We start from the raw sequence: 16,803 nt of genomic DNA on the forward strand, positions 1-16,803 counted from the left end.
GCCATGGCGGCGGCACTGGCCGACGTGGTCGGGGTGACGGCTGCGGAGGTGGACGTCGCCGATGAGGAGGCCGCGACGGCGGAGCGCGACTGGGGTGCCCTGGTGCTGTGCGGCTTCCGGGGCCTCACCGGTGACCTGGCGCTGTACTGGGACGTGTACGTGTCACCGGACGCGGGGTCCGTGCCGCCGGCCGAGCCCGAGGCCGCATCGCGCCTGGCGGCCCGCCTGGGGACCGTCGTGCTCCATCCGGCGCAAGGGGTCCGCCCGTCGGCCTACTGGGCCGTCGCGCCCGACGGATCGCGTACCCGTGCCCGGGTGCTGGAGGAGGGCACGGGCGACGAGGAGTGGCCTCCTCTCACCGTGGACGCCGTCGAGGAACGGATCGGCCCACTTCCTGGGGCGCGGGTGGGACCGATCACGGAGGACGGCCCGTCCGGCTGAGTGTGCCGAGTTGGGCCCGTGGGCCCAAGACGGGCGGCCGTCCAGAAAATAGCGTCGTCGCGGCAGGTGATCGACGCCCGTCCCGGCGTACCCCCACGGCGCCGGGGCGGGCCGCAACCGGAAGGTGACGACGGAGATGCCCACGGCTGAGCAACTGACCCTGACCGAAGAGGAGTCCCGGCTCCTCCAGCAGGGCCTGATCGAATGGAGCGGCCCCGCACGCTGCACGGAGGAGTTCGCCGTGGCCATGGGCTTCGACGGTACGGAGGACCTGAACCGCCGGGGCATGTGGATACGAAGAGCCCTCGCCGAGAGGGAGGCCCTGGAGCCGATGGACTGGGCGCGGGCCCTGCTCGCGACGGAGCTGGCCTTCGCCAGTGATGTGGTCGGCTCGGGCTACGAGTGGTCGACCACGACCGGCTGGCCCGACGACACCACGGTACGCGTCCTGCGCTCGACCCAGCTGAAGCTGATCCGCACCGTCGCCCCGCTCGTCGGCCGGGGTCTCGGCACCCGCGGCGAGGCCGAGCGGTAGTGGCCCACCTGCCGGCGCGCGTGAGCGCGCTGAACCGGATGGTCGGGGCGGCCGGGGCGGCCGACCGCCCGGGACCGGTCGACGAGGACCGGTGGACGGACGGTCATGCACGGTGGGAGCTCTATTGCAGGGCCGCCGGGCAGCCGGAGGCGGCGGAGCTGTTGCTGGCGGCCGTGCGGGCGGAGACCGACCTGCCGCTGTCCTCCTCGGTCGTGGTGATGATGCTCGAGAAGGTCCCCGCCGAAGGGCGCCGGCGCTGGGTCGACGCGCTGCGTCCGGAGAACCGTGGCTTCGCCGAACGGCGCTCGGACGAACTGGCAGTCCTCGATTCCCTGGACCGGGAGGACCGCTCGTTCGACGCCGGCGATGTCGAGGCATGGTCGGACTGGCTGCAGCTCCGTGCGGCGCAGGGGGAAACGGGCGGGGACGGCCACGTCCTGGACCTGCTTGCCGAGCACGGCAGGACGAAGAGGATCCGCAGGCACGCGGCTGAGTCCGCAGCCGGCCGCCGTGCGCGTGAACGATGAGCCCTGCGACGACCCGGCCCCGGGCCGGGCTGCCCCGGGACCGCTGAGGACCCGGGCGACGCGAGCCCGGAGGCAGCGGCGGCGCCCGCGATTGGGAACGGAGCGGGCGCCCTGCCCATAATCGGCCGCATGCACGACAACCTGACCGGCGCCCGGCCGCCGGTGCCGCCTCCGTACCGGCACGCCGTCCGCCGCCGTGCCGCAGCGGCGTTCGAGGCCGCAGCCCCTGCCCTCGGGGCCTACGCGGCCGTACGGGTCATCGGGCTCCTCGTCTTCTGGGTCGCCGCCTCCCTCGCGGGCAAGGACGCGCTGAAGCTGCTCGGCGGTCGCTGGGACTCCGTCTGGTACCAGCGGATCGCCGAGCACGGTTACCGCTACACCGTCACCCTTCCCGACGGCAGCATCCACTCCGACCTGGCCTTCTTTCCGCTCCTGCCGGCACTGGAACGCGCCATCGCCGAGGTGACCCCGCTCACCGTCCGGGGAGCGGGGATCACGGTCGCCTGGACCGCGGGGCTGCTGGCCGCCTGGGGGATCTTCGCCGTCGGGGCACGCCTGCACGGGCGGCGGACCGGGGTGGTGCTCGCGGCGCTGTGGGGCGCGTATCCCACCGCGTTCGTGCAGTCGATGGCGTACACCGAGACGCTCTTCACCGCGCTCGCCGCCTGGGCGCTGTACGTCGTGCTCAGGGACCGCTGGATCGTGGCGGGCGGACTGTGCGTCCTGGCGGGGCTGACCCGGCCCTCGGCGGCCGCGCTCGTGGCCGCGCTGGGGATCACGGCCCTGGCCGTCCTCGTACAGGAGTACCGGGCGGGTGACCGGGCGGGCCTCCTGCGCAGGCATGCGCGGATGCTGGCGGGCGTCTGCCTGGCGCCGCTGGGCTGGCTCGCGTACGTAGTGTTCGTCGCCGTGCGGGAGGACAGCCCGTTCGCGTACTTCGAGGTCCAGGCGGCCTGGGGCAACAGCATCGACGGAGGCCGGGCGCTGGCCTCCTTCGTCGTCGGCCTCCCGCTGCCCGCCGCGCTCGGGCTGTGCGCGGCACTCGCACTACTGGGATGGCTGGTCGCCCTGTGCGTACGGCAGCGGCAGCCGCTTCCCGTCCTCGTGTACGGGATCGCCGTCGTCGTCATCTCGCTGATCGGCTCCGGGTACTTCGGGTCCCGGCCGCGCCTGATGATGCCGGCGTTCCCGCTGCTCCTGCCGCCCGCCGTCGCGCTGCTGAGGCTGCGCACGACGGCCCGTACGGCCGCGGCCGTCGGCGTCCTCGCCCTGGCCTCGGCCGCCTACGGGGCGTGGACGCTGCTCGGCTCGGGACCGCCCTGAGCACGGCGGGGTCCGTTTCCCGCCCGCCGTTTGGGCCCACGGGCCCACGCGCCCGCGGCCTCCCGGTTGTTAGCGTGCAGACTCCGGGTGCACTGTCGGTCAGGAGCGTTGAACGATGAAGGTACGTACGACTGTCATGGCGGCCACCGCGACCGTCCTCTGTCTCACGGCTGTCGCGTGCGGGCCGGACGACAGCGCGGGCAAGGGCAACGGCAAGGACAGCGGCAAGGCCACCGGTAAGGCGAGCGCCTCACAGACTCCGGGCGCCGACGCCGGATCCGCTCCCGGTCCCGCGCCCACCAGCAACGGCAAGACGCTCACCGAGGCCGAGCTCACCAAGGTGGCCCTGGCCAACGGCGAGCTGCCGGACTACGACTTCGCCACGATGCCGGGCGGCGACGAACGCGGCACCGAGCAGTCCGAGAACGCGGCCTGCCGGCCGATCGCCTCGATCATCAACGGATCGCCCGAACCCGCCCCGGCCGCCACCGTCTTCCGTACGGCCATGGACGTCTCGGAAGAGGGCCAGGACGACCAGACGGTCGTCACCGAGATCCTCACCTCGCACGCCCCCGGCGAGGCGGAGCGGCTGCTGAGCACGGTCCGCGACGCGGTGAAGGCATGCGCGGGCGGCTTCCGGACGACGAGTGACGACGGACCGTCCACGTACACCGAGGTCAAGGCGCTGCCCGCGCCCGAGGCGGGGCAGGAGGCGCTCGCCTACCAGGTGACGGGCAGCATCGAAGGGGAAGGCGTGCCGCTGGTCTTCCAGCTCGTACGGACGGGGTCGACGGTCGTCACCTTCTACGCCGCCAACTTCACTTCGGCCAGGACACCCGAGGTACCGGCCGCACTCGTCACCGCACAGGCGGCCAAACTCCCCTGAGGCCGGCAGGCGAAGGGCCCTGATCAGCGCAGCACCGTCACCCCCAGCGCCGCGAACAGGGCCACCAGGACCAGTGAAACGGCGGCGATCGCGGCGACGTTGCGGACGCGTTCCTTGGTCGGGCGGGACGTGACCTCGATTCCCGTGTGAGAGGGGAAGGCGTAGTAGTCGCGGTGCGGGTCGGCGTGGACGCGGACATGGGCCAGCGGGAGGCGGCGGAGGGTGGCGCGGCGGGCGACCTCGTTCTTCCGCAGGGCCAGGAGCGGGGCGATCAGGGTCCGGTCGGACTCGTCGAGGTCGTCCGGGAGTTCGTCGGCTGCGCCGCGCAGCACGGTCTCGTGCCACCGGCCCGCGTTACCGGTCGTGCGTCTCAGGTCCAGTCTGCCGAGCCGCCGCTCCTTCTCCCGGTGGGGGCTCTGGTTGATGAAGCCCTCGGTCCACACCGTGAAGCGGCCGGTGCCCGCGCACACCTGGTGGACGACGCGCTTGGAGCCCTCGCAGGTACCGCACTGCACGGAACCCGTCTTCTTGCAGTCGGGGCAGTCCAGTTGGCGTCGGCCGCCGCACTTGGGGCAGGCCACCTTCGAGGTCCGGCAGCGTGTGCAGAGGACCCGGTGGGCCGCGGGGGCCGCAGCGCGCGGGTGCGGAGGCCTCCCGACGCGACGGCGTCCTGTGCCCTCGCACTCCCAGCAGGCGTCCGGGCCGCCCTCGCAGACGGGGCAGTCGACGAACCGGGGGCAGTCGCGGACGCCGCGCCCGCCGCACGGCTTGCAGACGTTCGTCCCGCCCCTGCACTTCTCGCACCGCTCCTCGTCGAGCGAGTCCCTGCGCACCAGCAGCCAAGCGTCGGACCGCTCCGGATCGTCCGGCGGGGCGACCCGGTAGGACTCGATGTCGGTGTACGTCGGCCGGCCGGCCAGCTTCTCGCGGCGGCTGCCGGGCTCCCGCATCGGGCGCTCGCCGCGCTCCTCGATGGACCGGACGATGCGGAGGTCCAGCAGGAACTGCCAGGTGAGGACGGCGGCGCCGGGATCGGCCAGGCGTGCGGAGACTCCACGGCGGCCGGCGTACGCCTCCACCGCCTCGAGTATCTCCGCGTCGGACGGTACTCGGGCCACGGCCGCTCCCCCCTGTCGACGACCAGACGCTCAGGGTAGGAGCGGCCCGCAGGTCCGGCAAGGTCGTCGCAACGGCGTGCGGCAGCCGGTCCGCGGAACGCCCACGAGCCGTGCTGCGGTACGCAGTTCGTGCCCGACTACGGTGTCGTGGCGGTCACCTGGACCCGCGCACCCGGCCGCAGCCCCCACTTCTCCATCGCGCCCGCCTCCGACTCCACCACATGGCGGGCACGCGGCCGGGGCAGGCCGAGGCGGCCCGGCTTCATCGTGCGGACCGCCAGGACGTTGAACTTCCCGTCCAGATACGCCACATCGATGGCGAACCGCATCCGGAAGGTGTGCACACTCCCGCACGGCGTGATCAGGAGTGCCCCGTCGACGCCCTCCACACCCAGCAGCCCCCGCATCCGCGCCCGGTAGGACGCCGCGATCCGCAGCGGCACCTCCTGCGTCCGCGCATCCGAACCGACCGTCAGCGTTCCGCCGCCATTGCGCCATTTCCCCATGGGCACCGACCGTAGCCGCCGGAGCCCCGATCTGGGTCCGGATCGGTCACCGGTGGGCCCCAGGGCCCAAGACCCCAGCCGTGCCGCCGGATTAGGGTCGGCGTCGTGGACGCCACACTGATTGCGATCGCCGCGCTCTGGGGCGCCGCCACCGGACCGCTGCTCCCGCGCGCCGCCTACCGGTTCTCCGTCGAGCCGGAGGAGCCCTGGCGGGCCGCGTGCCCGGCCGGGCACGCACTCACCGGACCGGGCCGCGGCTGGCTCGGCTCGACCCGGTGCGCGACCTGCGCCGTGGCCGTTCCCTCGCTCCCGGCAGGCGCGGCCCCGCCGGCCGCCCCGCCGGCCGCCCCGCCGGCCGCCCCGCCGGCCGCCCCGCCGGCCGGACGGCACCGTTACGCCCCAGCGGTCCTCGCCCCCCTCATCACCGTCCTCGCGTGCGTCGCCCTCGCCGCCGCCACCGGCGCCCGGCCCGAGCTCGCCGTGTGGCTGCTGCTGGCCCCCGTCACGGTGCTCCTCGCCGTCATCGACCGCAGGGTCCACCGGCTGCCCGACCGGCTGACGCTGCCGTTGGCCGGCGCCGCCGCCCTGCTCCTCGGGGCGGTGGCCCTGCTGCCCGAGCACGCCGGGTCGTGGACCTCCGCCCTGCTCGGCGGAGCGGCGCTCGGCGGCTTCTACTTCCTGCTGTTCCTGATCAACCCGAACGGCATGGGCTTCGGCGATGTGAAGCTGGCCCTGGCCCTGGGCGTCGCGCTCGGCTGGTACGGGTGGGCGGTGCTGTTCGCGGGAGGCTTCGCCGGGTTCCTGCTCGGGGCGCTGTACGGCGTCGGCCTGATGCTGCTGCGACGGGCCGGGCGCAAGACGGGCATCCCGTTCGGCCCGTTCATGATCGCGGGCGCGCTGCTGGGGCTGCTGTTCGGCGGACTGGCCGCCTGACGGGGCCCGGCCCCACCGAATCTCGGTCGCGTGCGCCGCACCCGGCTGACACGATTCCCGCATGAGTGAACAGTCCCCGGCTGCCGGGTCCCAGGCTTCCGACGCGCGTTTCGATGCCCTGGTGGCCGAGGCCGCCGCCGTGTCCGTCGACGGCTGGGACTTCTCCTGGCTCGACAACAGGGCCACCGAGGAACGCCCCTCGTGGGGGTACGCGCGGACCATGGCGGACCGGCTGGGGCGGGCGCGGGCCGCGCTCGACATCCAGACCGGGGGCGGGGAGGTCCTCGCCTCCGCACCCGTACTGCCGCCGCTCACCGTGGCCACCGAGTCCTGGCCCCCCAACATCGCCTGTGCCACAGCCCTGTTGCACCCGCGCGGAGCCGTCGTCGTCGCGGACGCCGACGAGCCGCCGCTGCCCTTCGGGGACCACGCCTTCGATCTGGTGGTCAGCAGGCACCCGGTGACCACATGGTGGGACGAGATCGCCCGGGTGCTGACACCCGGCGGCTCGTACTTCTCGCAACAGGTGGGTCCCGCAAGCGTCTTCGAGCTCGTCGAGTACTTCCTCGGCCCGCAGCCCCCCGAGGTCCGCAACGGCCGTGACCCCGAGCGGGCGCGGGCCGACGCCGTGGCCGCGGGGCTCGACGTGGTCGACCTGCGTGTGGAGCGGCTGCGTACCGAGTTCTTCGACATCGGCGCCGTCGTCTACTTCCTGCGGAAAGTGATCTGGATGGTGCCGGGATTCACCGTGGAGGCGTATCTGCCCCAACTGCGCTCCCTGCACCGGCTCATCGAGGCCGAGGGGACTTTCGTCGCGTACAGCGCCCGGTTCCTGATCGAGGCGCATAAGCCCCGGTAGGGCCAACGGGCCTGTGCTGTAGCCGGTTTCACTGCCACCGGACGCAACGGCAGCACCCGCTCCTCCGTCCTACCCATGGGTGGTGCGACCCTGGTGGTCGAGCGCACAGCGAAGGAGCAGGTCATGACGGTGGGAAGGGACACGCCCGGCGAAGAGATCCGCCGGCCCGCCGGCCGGCCGCGCCACGGCAACGCCGACTGGCTCACGGGCGCGCGGATCACCGCGGTCCACGGCCTGTTCTACCGCCCCGAAGGGCGCGCCGGAGAGCCGGAAGCCGTCGGCTTCCTCCTCGACGGCGGCCAGTCGGTCCTCATGACCTGTGTCTCCGACTGGACGCTGCGCATCACTTCGGGCAGCTGGCCCGGACTTCCCGACTGGTGTGTGCCCGCAGGGCAGTGGCAGTTCGCGCCGCTGAGCCAGCTGCCCCCGCCGCCGTACGGAGGAGCCTGGACGGTCCTGGGAACCCAGGAGCGCCGGGACGAGCACGGCGAGGTGCACGAGGCCGTCATCCGGTGCGAGAACGGCGACTTCGTGGTCGTCGGCGGGGACACGGTCGCGATCCGTTTCGTCCAGCGCTGAGCTGCCGCGGCGCGGGGCCGTCTACGCGTGCGCGCCCACCGCCACCTTCCCCACGGTCAGCTCCGCCGTGCCCTCCAGCACGGCGCCCACCCGCTCCACCTGCTCCTCCAGTGCCCGCAGGTGTGCGGCGCCGAGGACGGACAGCGGCTCCACCGTCACGGCGATCCGCTTCCCCGAGCGGCGCTGGTGCCAGACACCGGCGACCGTGCCGTCCACCAGCAGCACCGGGAAGTTGCCCGCCTGCCCGCCCGCGAGCGCGCGCTCGTACGCCGCGCCGGGGAAGAGCCGCTCACGGGGGAAGGAGGCGATCGTGAACGCGTCGAAGTAGGGGAGCAGGCGTACACCGTGCGCGGGGGCGGTCGGGAAATGGGTGTCGCCCGCCGCCACCCAGGCGGTTCCTGTGTCCTCGAAAGCCACCTCTTCGATGGTGCCGTCCCCGGCCAGGGTGTCGAAGAGCTGTCCGGCCCAGCTGCGCGGCGCGGCGAGCCACCGGGCGAAGTGGGCGGGGGTCGCGGGACCGTACGCGTACAGGTAGCGCTGTACGAGCACGGCCAGCGCTTCGGGTCCTGGCAGCGGCACGTGGCCGGGGTTGGTGTACGTGGCCTTGCGGCCCCGGTTCGGGGCGTAGCACAGGGCGCCCCGGTGACCGGCCAGGAACAGCACCTGACGCCAGCGCGGCCACATGTCCTGGAAGCCGGGCATCACCAGGTCCCCGGCCCAGGGCCCGGTGCGGGCCACGACCTCCTCGGAGAGCTCGTCGATCGTCAGCTCGGCACCGGTCAGCGCGTCGGACACCGCCGCCACGACGGCCTCGACCTGGTCCGGCGTCATCCGCGAGTTCTTCGGGAACGGACTCGTCCCGGTCGGTACGGCGGACAGGGCCCCGGTCCAGAGCGGGAGGTCGCCGGCGGGCAGCAGGTGCACCGTGCCGCGCGGGCCGAACGTCTTGACGAGGGTCCGGTCGGTCCACAGCGCGGTGCGCACATCGGCCCGGGTCAACCCCGCGGTACGCAGGCCCACCGAGAGTTCGGCGGCGGACAGCACCTGGGCGTGCGCGCCGAGCATGGCGGCGACGGCCTCCGCGGGGGAGGAGGAAGGCGCGGGTAGGAAGGAGGCGGGATCCGGGGAGCGGCCTGAGTCCTCGGTCAGGGACTGCCGGGCCAGCCGCCGGGCATTGGCCTCGGGCCAGGTCACGGTCGCGGTGCGGGCGCGTGTCGTCATGGGCCGAACCTAGGACGTCAACAGGACAGTCCTGGTCCTGTATGGCTGGGGCGCGGAGCTTTCGGGTGGCCGGAACCCATGTCCACAGCGAAGTCCGGCGAACTCGGAGAGTAATTATGGAGCGGCGTGGCACGCAGCATCACTTACGAAGGGTTATGGTGGAAACCCCCCCTCGGGCCGGTCCGTAACCCCCCCCACGGACCGGCCCGTTTTTTTGTGCCCGGGCTGTGTGGCCCCTGTGGCTCCTGTGCAGAAGCGGTACCGGCGCCGTGTTCCGGACCGGCTTCTCAGCCCCGGTTGGCCCAGATGTTGGTGCTCGCGGTGTCCACCGCGAAGGTGTCGATCTCCTTCAGTTCGGCCGCGGAGAGCGCCGGTGCGCCGAGCGCGGCCACGTTCTCCTCCAGCTGCTTCACACTCGACGCGCCGATGAGGGCCGACGTCATGCGGCTGTCCCGCAGTACCCAGTTCAGCGCCAGCTGGGCGAGGGACTGGCCGCGGCGTACGGCGATGTCGTTCAGCCCGCGCAGGCGGCGCACCATCTCGTCGGAGAGAAGGTCCGGGTCCAGGGACTTGCCCTGCGAGGCGCGCGACCCCTCCGGGATGCCCTTGAGGTACTTGCCGGTGAGCAGCCCCTGGGCGAGCGGCGCGAAGGAGATGCAGCCCATGCCGGCCGTCTCCAGCGTGTCGAGCAGCCCGTCGGACTCCACCCAGCGGTTCACCATCGAGTACGACGGCTGGTGGATCAGGGCGGGCACGCCCATCTCCCGCAGCAGCCGGGCCGCCTCGGCGGTCTGTACGGCGTTGTACGAGGAGACGCCCGCGTACAGCGCCTTGCCCTGGCGTACGGCGGAGGCGAGCGCCCCCATCGTCTCCTCGAGCGGCGTGTCGGGGTCGAAGCGGTGGGAGTAGAAGATGTCGACGTAGTCGAGCCGCATCCGCCTCAGCGAGGCGTCGAGCGAGGACAGCAGGTACTTGCGGGACCCCCACTCCCCGTACGGGCCCGGGTGCATCTCGTAACCGGCCTTGGTGGAGATGATCAGCTCGTCCCGGTACGGGGCGAAGTCCTGCCGGAAGAGCTTGCCGAAGTTGAGCTCGGCGGAGCCGGGCGGCGGACCGTAGTTGTTGGCCAGATCGAAGTGGGTCACGCCGAGGTCGAAGGCGCGGCGGAGGATGGCCCGCTGGGAGCCGAGGCTGCGGTCGTCGCCGAAGTTGTGCCAGAGGCCGAGCGAGACGGCGGGGAGCTTCAGCCCGCTGCGGCCCGTGCGGCGGTACTCCATGGAGTCGTAGCGCGACTCGGCGGCGATATGGGGGAGGGAATCAGTCACGTTTCTCTCCCTATCACGGACTTGTGACAGACCGGGTTGGGCCCTTACCACTCCTGCGCAGTAATGTGGCGGCTTCGGGAAATGCCGATGCGCGGCGCGAGAGTGTGATGTGCGGACTGCGCGGGATTCCCCCCGGGGACCGCCCCGGACCCCCGGCAACGGGGAGGACGGGCCTGCGGCCCGTACGGAACCGAGAGGGTGAACTCAGTGAACTTGCGCGACCTGGTGTACGGGCTCTACGCACGCCGGGTGGAAGGCCGCCTGGATCACGCGCAGGTGCCCAAGCACATCGGAGTCATCCTCGACGGCAACCGGCGCTGGGCGAAGGCCTCGGGCGGTTCGGCCGTGCAGGGACACCAGGCGGGCGCGGACAAGATCTCCGAGCTGCTCGGCTGGTGCAGTGAGACCGAGGTCGAGGTCGTCACCCTCTGGCTGCTCTCCACGGACAACTTCGACCGGCCCGAGGCGGAGCTCATCCCGCTGCTCGGCATCATCGAGAACACCGTGCGCAACCTGGCGGCCGACGGGCGGTGGCGTGTCCACCACGTCGGCACGCTCGACCTGCTGCCGGCGCGGACCCAGACCGTCCTCAAGGAGGCGGAGGAGGCCACGGCGGGTATCGACGGGATAATCGTCAATGTCGCGGTCGGCTACGGCGGGCGCCAGGAGATCGCGGACGCGGTGCGCTCCCTGCTGCTGGACCACTCCGCCAAGGGCACGACCTTCGAGGAGCTCGCGGAGGTCGTCTCCACGGACCTCATCTCCGAGCACCTCTACACCCGCGGACAGCCCGACCCGGACCTGGTGATCCGGACCAGTGGCGAGCAGCGCCTGTCCGGCTTCATGCTGTGGCAGAGCGCCCATTCGGAGTACTACTTCTGCGAGGTGTTCTGGCCGGCCTTCCGCAAGGTCGACTTCCTCCGCGCCCTGCGCGACTACGCGGCCCGCCACCGCCGCTACGGCACCTGACACGTCCTGAATCACGGGCGCGGTGCGGGCACATCGGGCCCGTTGGACGCCTCTCGGACGGAGTCCGGGGGAGATTGAGGACAAAAGCGACTCGGGGCTCCCGTTGAACTGGGGCCGTGCCTGGTCCACCCCACGCGCATGGCTTCGCGTGTTCGAGGGAATACCCCTGTCAGGTCGATATCCAGTCACAGCCATCCGGATGTCGCAGCCAAGTGAGCGGAGCCCAGTCCGCTCGCCCGGGAGGCCCTTTGCACACGAAGGACCGCACATCGTGCGGCCGACGCGGAGGGCCGGTGTTCGGCCCGCGCAAGGGGTCCGAACCCGGTCCGTCCTCTCCCTTCGGGAAGTTCCGCGACGTCCGTCGCACTCCCCGACCTCGTCCGAGGGGGTACGTCCTTCCGTGGTGACCAGTACTAAGCGCCGCATGCCCGACAGGCGCACCTATGTTCTCGACACCAGCGTCCTGCTGGCCGACCCCAACGCCATGTCCCGGTTCGACGAGCACGAAGTGGTGCTGCCGATCGTCGTGGTCACGGAGCTGGAGGCCAAACGGCACCACCCCGAACTCGGGTACTTCGCCCGGCAGGCCCTGCGCCTGCTGGACGACTTCCGCGTCCGGTACGGCCGGCTGGATGCCCCGATCCCCCTCGGGGATCTGGGCGGGACGCTCCGCGTCGAACTCAACCATTCCGACCCCGGTGTACTGCCCGCCGGCTACCGGTTGGGGGACAACGACTCACGGATTCTCGCGGTAGCGCGCAACCTGCAGGCCGAGGGGTACGACGTCACCGTCGTCTCCAAGGACCTGCCGCTCAGGATCAAGGCGTCGTCGGTCGGCCTCCTGGCCGAGGAGTACCGCGCCGAACTCGCCATCACCGACTCCGGCTGGACAGGGATGTCCGAGCTGTCGCTCTCCGCCGAACAGGTCGATCTGCTGTTCACGGAGGAGACGCTGTACGTCCCCGAGGCGGCCGACTTCCCCGTACATACAGGGCTCGTCCTGCAGTCCGAGCGCGGCAAGGCCCTCGGCAGGGTCACCGCCGAGGGCAATGTGCGCCTCGTGCGCGGCGACCGGGAGGCCTTCGGGATCCACGGCCGCAGCGCCGAGCAGCGGATCGCGCTCGATCTGCTCCTCGACCCGGACGTCGGCATCGTCTCGATGGGAGGCAGGGCGGGCACCGGCAAGTCGGCACTGGCACTCTGCGCGGGCCTGGAGGCCGTACTGGAGCGTCAGCAGCACCAGAAGGTGATGGTCTTCCGGCCGTTGTACGCGGTCGGCGGGCAGGAGCTCGGTTATCTCCCCGGCAGTGAGTCCGAGAAGATGAGCCCCTGGGCGCAGGCCGTCTTCGACACACTGTCGGCGGTCGCCGGGCGCGAGGTCATCGAAGAGGTCCTGGGGCGCGGGATGCTGGAGATCCTGCCGCTCACCCACATCCGGGGGCGTTCGCTCCACGACGCGTTCGTGATCGTGGACGAGGCGCAGTCACTCGAACGGAATGTCCTGCTGACCGTGTTGTCCCGTATCGGGACGAATTCCCGCGTGGTGCTCACTCATGACGTGGCCCAGCGGGACAACCTCAGGGTCGGCCGGTACGACGGAGTCGTCGCCGTGGTCGAGAAGCTGAAGGGGCATCCGCTCTTCGCGCATGTCACGCTCACCCGCTCCGAGCGGTCGCAGATCGCCGCACTGGTGACCGAAATGCTGGAGGAAGGCCGGATCTGACACCGGAAGTCCCAAAGATGCCGCCCGGCGAGCCAAGGAGCTTAGCCGGGCGGCTTCGTGTTGCGCCGTCATTTCCGTAAAACACTTGCTCCAAACGGGGTGTGACCTTTAACACGCAACACAGAATTGCAACGCCCCGTGTCCGTCCGGCAGAGTCTTGCTTCCGTCAGGCCCCGCATACGGCACTTGGGCACCTCCAGAGGCGCCACGCACCACACAACTCAACACTTGCCGTCCGTATGCCGCCCGCGAGCACCACGCGGCACTTCCGCAAGGAAGTTGCCCACCGGGCCCGTGCCTCCCGTGACCCAAGCAGTAGGGAGGCCAGCGTCAAGGGCACGATTGCGCCCGCGAGGTCACCTAAGCGGGCGATGCTGGAAGGACACCATGTGAGCCGGATCTCGGTCCGGGGGTTCGCCGTGGCATCTGCCACCGCGGTTACCACCGTAGGCGCCGTCGTCGGCGTTGCGTCGGGCAGCACTCCCGCTGCTGACGACAACTTCGAGGCTGCCGCAGCCGACACCACGCTGCTCGCAGACATTCCCGCGGGCCAGCAGGCCCAGGTTCAGACCGCTTCCTTGACGCAGCAGGCCGACGCACAGGCCTCCGCTGCCGACGCTGCGGCGAAGAAGTCTGCTGAAGAAACGGCCCGCATCCAGGCCGCCAAGGACGCCAAGTCGAAGAAGCAGGCGGCCGAGGACAAGCTGGAGGAGGAGCGCGAGGCGAAGGCGGAAGCCGACCGCGCGAGCCGCTCCGACGTCCGCGACGCCTCGTCGTTCTCCGCGCAGGGCTCCTACAGCGTGGCCGAAGTCCAGGCGATGGCCCGCCAGATGATGCCCGCCGACCAGTTCCAGTGCTTCAGCAACATCGTGGACCGCGAGTCGGGCTGGAACTACAAGGCGACCAACCCGTCATCGGGTGCCTACGGCATCATGCAGGCGCTGCCCGGTTCCAAGATGGCGTCCGCGGGCGCCGACTGGCAGACCAACCCGGCCACCCAGATCAAGTGGGGCCTCAGCTACATGAACAGCGACCGCTACGGCAGCCCGTGCGCGGCCTGGTCGTTCTGGCAGGCCAACCACTGGTACTAGGAACCTCCGCGAGGTTCCGCTCTCAACCTCGTGAAGCCCCGCACCGTCATACGGTGCGGGGCTTCACGCGTGTACGGTCGATCCGAACAGCTCCGGGGGAGTGATGGGGGCAAGCGGGGGAAAGGGAAAGTTCATGTCAAAACTTCCGGGGTGGCTCGGCCGTCTGGGCGCCGAACTGACGCAGATCGGGGCGCGCCTGGAAGAACGGCGCGCCGAGGACGAACGCCGCGACGACGCCGATTCCGTGTCCTCCTCCACCCTCTCCACCGTTGCCGCCTCCACCGCGGCCGCCGCCGAGCAGGTGCCGCGCCCGCCCGCGTACGCCCCCTCCGTGGCCGCCAGGCCCGATCCGGTGGCCGCGATCCCCTGGGGGATGCGCGTCGCTGCTGAGGCCGGCTGGCGGCTGCTGGTCCTCGCGGGCACGCTCTGGGTGCTGATGCGCATCGTCAGCGCCGTGCAGCTGGTGGTCCTCGCCTTCGTCGCCGCACTGCTCGTCACCGCCATGCTCCAGCCGACCGTCGTGCGGCTGAGGCGGCTCGGACTGCCGCGCGGTCTCGCCACCGCCGTCACCGCCGTACTCGGCTTCGTTGTCATGGGCCTGGTCGGCTGGTTCGTCGTATGGCAGGTGATGGACAACCTCGACACGCTGTCCGACAGGGTCCGCGACGGCATCGACGAGCTGAAGCGCTGGCTCCTGGACAGCCCGTTCCATGTGACCGAGTCGCAGATCAACGACATCGCGAAGAACCTCAGCGACACCGTCGGCACCAACACCGAGGAGATCACCTCCGCCGGACTGCAGGGCGTCACCGTGATGGTGGAGGTCCTCACCGGGATACTGCTGGCGATGTTCTCGACGCTCTTCCTGCTGTACGACGGGAAGCGCATCTGGCAGTGGGTGCTCAAGCTGGTACCCGCCCAGGCCCGGCCGGGCGTCGCGGGCGCCGGACCGCGCGCCTGGCGGACGCTGACCGCCTATGTGCGGGGGACGGTGATCGTCGCACTGATCGACGCGATCTTCATCGGTCTCGGGATCTACTTCCTCGACGTGCCGATGGCGGTGCCGCTCGCCGTCTTCATCTTCCTCTTCGCCTTCATCCCACTGGTCGGCGCGGTGATCTCCGGGGCGCTCGCCGTGGTCGTCGCGCTCGTCACCCAGGGCGTGTTCACGGCCTTGATGGCGCTGATCGTGGTGCTCGCGGTGCAGCAGATCGAGGGCCACATCCTGCAGCCGTTCATCCTCGGCCGCGCCGTGCGCGTCCACCCGCTGGCCGTCGTCCTGTCGGTCGCCGCTGGCGGCATGATCGCCGGCATCGGCGGTGCGGTCGTCGCCGTACCGCTGGTCGCCGTGACCAATACCGTGGTCGGCTATCTGCGGGCGTACGGGCGGGAGGCCGCCCTGCGCCACTCGCCGCAGCCACACGGCGCGACGGCGATCGGGGTGGCGCCGACGGAGGCCCCCGGGGCGCGGCAGGCCAGGGACGTGCCCGCCGAGGACGACGGGACGGGCACGCAGGACGAAGCCGGGAAGCCGTAGCGCGCACCGGCGCATAAGAAGGGCCCCGGGGACGGTCGGTCGTCCTCGGGGCCCTTCTCGTATCCGGGTACTGCGGGTGTTACTCGGCGAGCACGGCCTCGGCATCGAGGGTCACGCCGACAGCCTGGATCACCGAAGCGATCTTTACGGCTTCCTGAATGGTCTCACGGTCCACACCGGCCTTGCGCAGCACCTGCTCGTGGGAGTCCAGGCACTGGCCGCAGCCGTTGATCGCGGAGACGGCGAGCGACCACAGTTCGAAGTCGACCTTCTCCACGCCCGGGTTGCCGATGACGTTCATCCGCAGGCCCGCACGGAGGTTCCCGTACTCGGGGTCCGACAGCAGGTGCCGGGTGCGGTAGAAGACGTTGTTCATCGCCATGACGGCGGCAGCCGACTTCGCCGCGGTGTACGCCTCGGCGGAGAGGTTGGCCTTGGCCTCGGGCTCGAGCTCACGCAGCACCTTCGGCGAGCGCGAGGCGATCGCGCAGGCCAGGACGGTGCCCCAGAGCTGCTGCTGGGGGAGTTCGCTGTTCCCGATGACCGAGCCGAGGTTCAGCTTCAGGTCCTTGGCGAAGTCCGGAATCGCCGACTTCAGTTCGTCGAGTGCCATGTCGGTATCAGCTCACTCGCCCGAGAGGAGCGCGACCGGGTCAAGGGTGTTCTCGCCCTTGGTCCAGTTGCAGGGGCAGAGCTCGTCGGTCTGCAGGGCGTCGAGGACCCGCAGGACCTCCTTGGGGTTACGGCCCACGGAACCGGCGGTCACCATCGTGAACTGGATCTCGTTGTTCTGGTCGACGATGAAGACGGCGCGCTGGGCGAAGCCGTCCTCGCCCTCGATGCCGAGGTCACGCATGAGCTCGTGCTTCGAGTCGGCGAGCATCGGGAAAGGCAGGTCGGTCAGGTCCGGGTGGTCCTTGCGCCAGGCGTGGTGCACGAACTCGGAGTCACCGGAGAAGCCGAGGATCTGGGCGTCGCGGTCGGCGAACTCCTCGTTCAGCTTGCCGAAGGCGGCGATCTCGGTGGGACACACGAAGGTGAAGTCCTTCGGCCACGCGAAGACGATCTTCCACTGACCCTCGTAGGTCTTGTGGTTGATCTGCTCGAACTCCTTGCCGGTCTCCAACGACACGCAAGCGGTCAGGTCGAACTGGGGGAACTTGTCACCGACAGTGAGCACGCGCACTCCTTGAAGCAAAGGAATTCCCTTTTTGGGGGTGTTCCTGGGGG

At 70.9% G+C, this 16,803-nt stretch carries 18 protein-coding genes; 12 read left to right on the top strand and 6 right to left on the bottom strand.

Features of this window, described 5'->3' with window-relative positions; all coding sequences use genetic code 11:
- The first annotated feature begins 3 nt into the window (after nucleotides 1-3).
- From ABZS61_RS12960 to ABZS61_RS12980, 5 genes are all read left to right on the top strand, one after another.
- Complete coding sequence (locus ABZS61_RS12960; RefSeq protein ID WP_356418703.1) at nucleotides 4-441, top strand: hypothetical protein; 438 nt, start codon at nucleotides 4-6, stop codon at nucleotides 439-441.
- Nucleotides 442-577: 136 nt separating this feature from the next.
- Nucleotides 578-976, top strand: a complete 399-nt coding sequence (locus ABZS61_RS12965; protein ID WP_356418706.1) for a hypothetical protein — start codon at nucleotides 578-580, stop codon at nucleotides 974-976.
- A gap of 20 nt (nucleotides 977-996) precedes the next feature.
- On the top strand, nucleotides 997-1,503 hold the full coding sequence (locus ABZS61_RS12970; protein ID WP_356418709.1) for a hypothetical protein: 507 nt from the start codon (nucleotides 997-999) through the stop codon (nucleotides 1,501-1,503).
- Nucleotides 1,504-1,632: 129 nt separating this feature from the next.
- Nucleotides 1,633-2,826, top strand: coding sequence for a hypothetical protein (locus ABZS61_RS12975; RefSeq protein WP_356418712.1), 1,194 nt, complete (start codon nucleotides 1,633-1,635; stop codon nucleotides 2,824-2,826).
- Between the two features lie 115 nt (nucleotides 2,827-2,941).
- Nucleotides 2,942-3,712, top strand: a complete 771-nt coding sequence (locus tag ABZS61_RS12980; protein WP_356418714.1) for a hypothetical protein — start codon at nucleotides 2,942-2,944, stop codon at nucleotides 3,710-3,712.
- Between the two features lie 23 nt (nucleotides 3,713-3,735).
- On the opposite strand, the gene ABZS61_RS12985 is transcribed toward ABZS61_RS12980, so the two are convergent.
- Both ABZS61_RS12985 and ABZS61_RS12990 read right to left on the bottom strand, forming a co-directional pair.
- On the bottom strand, nucleotides 3,736-4,830 hold the full coding sequence (locus ABZS61_RS12985; protein WP_356418717.1) for a hypothetical protein: 1,095 nt from the start codon (nucleotides 4,828-4,830) through the stop codon (nucleotides 3,736-3,738).
- 137 nt (nucleotides 4,831-4,967) lie between these two features.
- Nucleotides 4,968-5,336, bottom strand: coding sequence for a DUF192 domain-containing protein (locus ABZS61_RS12990; RefSeq protein ID WP_356418719.1), 369 nt, complete (start codon nucleotides 5,334-5,336; stop codon nucleotides 4,968-4,970).
- Nucleotides 5,337-5,441: 105 nt separating this feature from the next.
- On the opposite strand from ABZS61_RS12990, the gene ABZS61_RS12995 reads away from it, so the two are divergent.
- The 3 genes from ABZS61_RS12995 to ABZS61_RS13005 all read left to right on the top strand — a co-directional run bounded on the left by ABZS61_RS12995 (nucleotide 5,442) and on the right by ABZS61_RS13005 (nucleotide 7,707).
- Complete coding sequence (locus tag ABZS61_RS12995; protein ID WP_356418722.1) at nucleotides 5,442-6,269, top strand: A24 family peptidase; 828 nt, start codon at nucleotides 5,442-5,444, stop codon at nucleotides 6,267-6,269.
- 61 nt (nucleotides 6,270-6,330) lie between these two features.
- The gene (locus ABZS61_RS13000; protein WP_356418724.1) at nucleotides 6,331-7,128 is read left to right on the top strand and encodes a class I SAM-dependent methyltransferase; all 798 of its coding nucleotides are present in this window, start codon (nucleotides 6,331-6,333) and stop codon (nucleotides 7,126-7,128) included.
- Nucleotides 7,129-7,251: 123 nt separating this feature from the next.
- The gene (locus ABZS61_RS13005) at nucleotides 7,252-7,707 is read left to right on the top strand and encodes a hypothetical protein (protein ID WP_356418727.1); all 456 of its coding nucleotides are present in this window, start codon (nucleotides 7,252-7,254) and stop codon (nucleotides 7,705-7,707) included.
- A gap of 21 nt (nucleotides 7,708-7,728) precedes the next feature.
- Here the strand turns inward: ABZS61_RS13005 and ABZS61_RS13010 are convergent, their stop codons facing one another.
- Together ABZS61_RS13010 and mgrA are read right to left on the bottom strand one after the other, a co-directional pair.
- The gene (locus ABZS61_RS13010; protein ID WP_356418729.1) at nucleotides 7,729-8,928 is read right to left on the bottom strand and encodes a winged helix DNA-binding domain-containing protein; all 1,200 of its coding nucleotides are present in this window, start codon (nucleotides 8,926-8,928) and stop codon (nucleotides 7,729-7,731) included.
- Nucleotides 8,929-9,215: 287 nt separating this feature from the next.
- Nucleotides 9,216-10,253 carry an L-glyceraldehyde 3-phosphate reductase gene (gene mgrA, locus ABZS61_RS13015; RefSeq protein ID WP_356418731.1) on the bottom strand — a complete coding sequence of 346 codons (1,038 nt, stop codon included), beginning with the start codon at nucleotides 10,251-10,253 and terminating at the stop codon, nucleotides 9,216-9,218.
- 207 nt (nucleotides 10,254-10,460) lie between these two features.
- Here mgrA and ABZS61_RS13020 point away from each other — a divergent pair, with 207 nt between their 5' ends.
- The 4 genes from ABZS61_RS13020 (at nucleotide 10,461) to ABZS61_RS13035 (ending at nucleotide 15,573) form a co-directional block, all read left to right on the top strand.
- Nucleotides 10,461-11,222: an isoprenyl transferase gene (locus ABZS61_RS13020; protein ID WP_351167499.1), complete on the top strand. Its 762-nt coding sequence runs from the start codon at nucleotides 10,461-10,463 to the stop codon at nucleotides 11,220-11,222.
- Between the two features lie 400 nt (nucleotides 11,223-11,622).
- Nucleotides 11,623-12,945 (top strand): PhoH family protein, encoded by a 1,323-nt coding sequence (locus tag ABZS61_RS13025; protein WP_356418735.1) that lies wholly within the window; start codon nucleotides 11,623-11,625, stop codon nucleotides 12,943-12,945.
- Nucleotides 12,946-13,334: 389 nt separating this feature from the next.
- A complete protein-coding gene (locus ABZS61_RS13030) occupies nucleotides 13,335-14,036 on the top strand; it encodes a transglycosylase SLT domain-containing protein (RefSeq protein WP_356418738.1) in 702 nt (233 codons plus the stop codon).
- A 133-nt stretch (nucleotides 14,037-14,169) separates the two neighbouring features.
- Nucleotides 14,170-15,573, top strand: coding sequence for an AI-2E family transporter (locus ABZS61_RS13035; protein WP_356418741.1), 1,404 nt, complete (start codon nucleotides 14,170-14,172; stop codon nucleotides 15,571-15,573).
- A 79-nt stretch (nucleotides 15,574-15,652) separates the two neighbouring features.
- On the opposite strand, the gene ABZS61_RS13040 is transcribed toward ABZS61_RS13035, so the two are convergent.
- Complete coding sequence (locus ABZS61_RS13040) at nucleotides 15,653-16,186, bottom strand: alkyl hydroperoxide reductase (RefSeq protein WP_356418744.1); 534 nt, start codon at nucleotides 16,184-16,186, stop codon at nucleotides 15,653-15,655.
- A gap of 12 nt (nucleotides 16,187-16,198) precedes the next feature.
- Nucleotides 16,199-16,753, bottom strand: coding sequence for a peroxiredoxin (locus ABZS61_RS13045; protein ID WP_329207840.1), 555 nt, complete (start codon nucleotides 16,751-16,753; stop codon nucleotides 16,199-16,201).
- Between the last annotated feature and the right edge of the window lie 50 nt (nucleotides 16,754-16,803).

Origin of the sequence: Streptomyces sp. NPDC005566 (assembly GCF_040605575.1) — a bacterium.
In the GTDB taxonomy this organism is placed as follows: Bacteria; Actinomycetota; Actinomycetes; order Streptomycetales; family Streptomycetaceae; genus Streptomyces.

Bases quoted from the DNA above. Each gene is read 5' to 3' on its own strand.
- ABZS61_RS13035 (WP_356418741.1), top strand. From the start codon at position 14,170: ATGTCAAAACTTCCGGGGTGGCTCGGCCGTCTGGGCGCCGAACTGACG.
- ABZS61_RS13005 (WP_356418727.1), top strand. From the start codon at position 7,252: ATGACGGTGGGAAGGGACACGCCCGGCGAAGAGATCCGCCGGCCCGCC.
- ABZS61_RS13000 (WP_356418724.1), top strand. From the start codon at position 6,331: ATGAGTGAACAGTCCCCGGCTGCCGGGTCCCAGGCTTCCGACGCGCGT.
- ABZS61_RS13040 (WP_356418744.1), bottom strand. From the start codon at position 16,186: ATGGCACTCGACGAACTGAAGTCGGCGATTCCGGACTTCGCCAAGGAC.
- ABZS61_RS12975 (WP_356418712.1), top strand. From the start codon at position 1,633: ATGCACGACAACCTGACCGGCGCCCGGCCGCCGGTGCCGCCTCCGTAC.
- ABZS61_RS12960 (WP_356418703.1), top strand. From the start codon at position 4: ATGGCGGCGGCACTGGCCGACGTGGTCGGGGTGACGGCTGCGGAGGTG.
- ABZS61_RS13010 (WP_356418729.1), bottom strand. From the start codon at position 8,928: ATGACGACACGCGCCCGCACCGCGACCGTGACCTGGCCCGAGGCCAAT.
- ABZS61_RS12965 (WP_356418706.1), top strand. From the start codon at position 578: ATGCCCACGGCTGAGCAACTGACCCTGACCGAAGAGGAGTCCCGGCTC.
- ABZS61_RS12980 (WP_356418714.1), top strand. From the start codon at position 2,942: ATGAAGGTACGTACGACTGTCATGGCGGCCACCGCGACCGTCCTCTGT.
- ABZS61_RS12990 (WP_356418719.1), bottom strand. From the start codon at position 5,336: ATGGGGAAATGGCGCAATGGCGGCGGAACGCTGACGGTCGGTTCGGAT.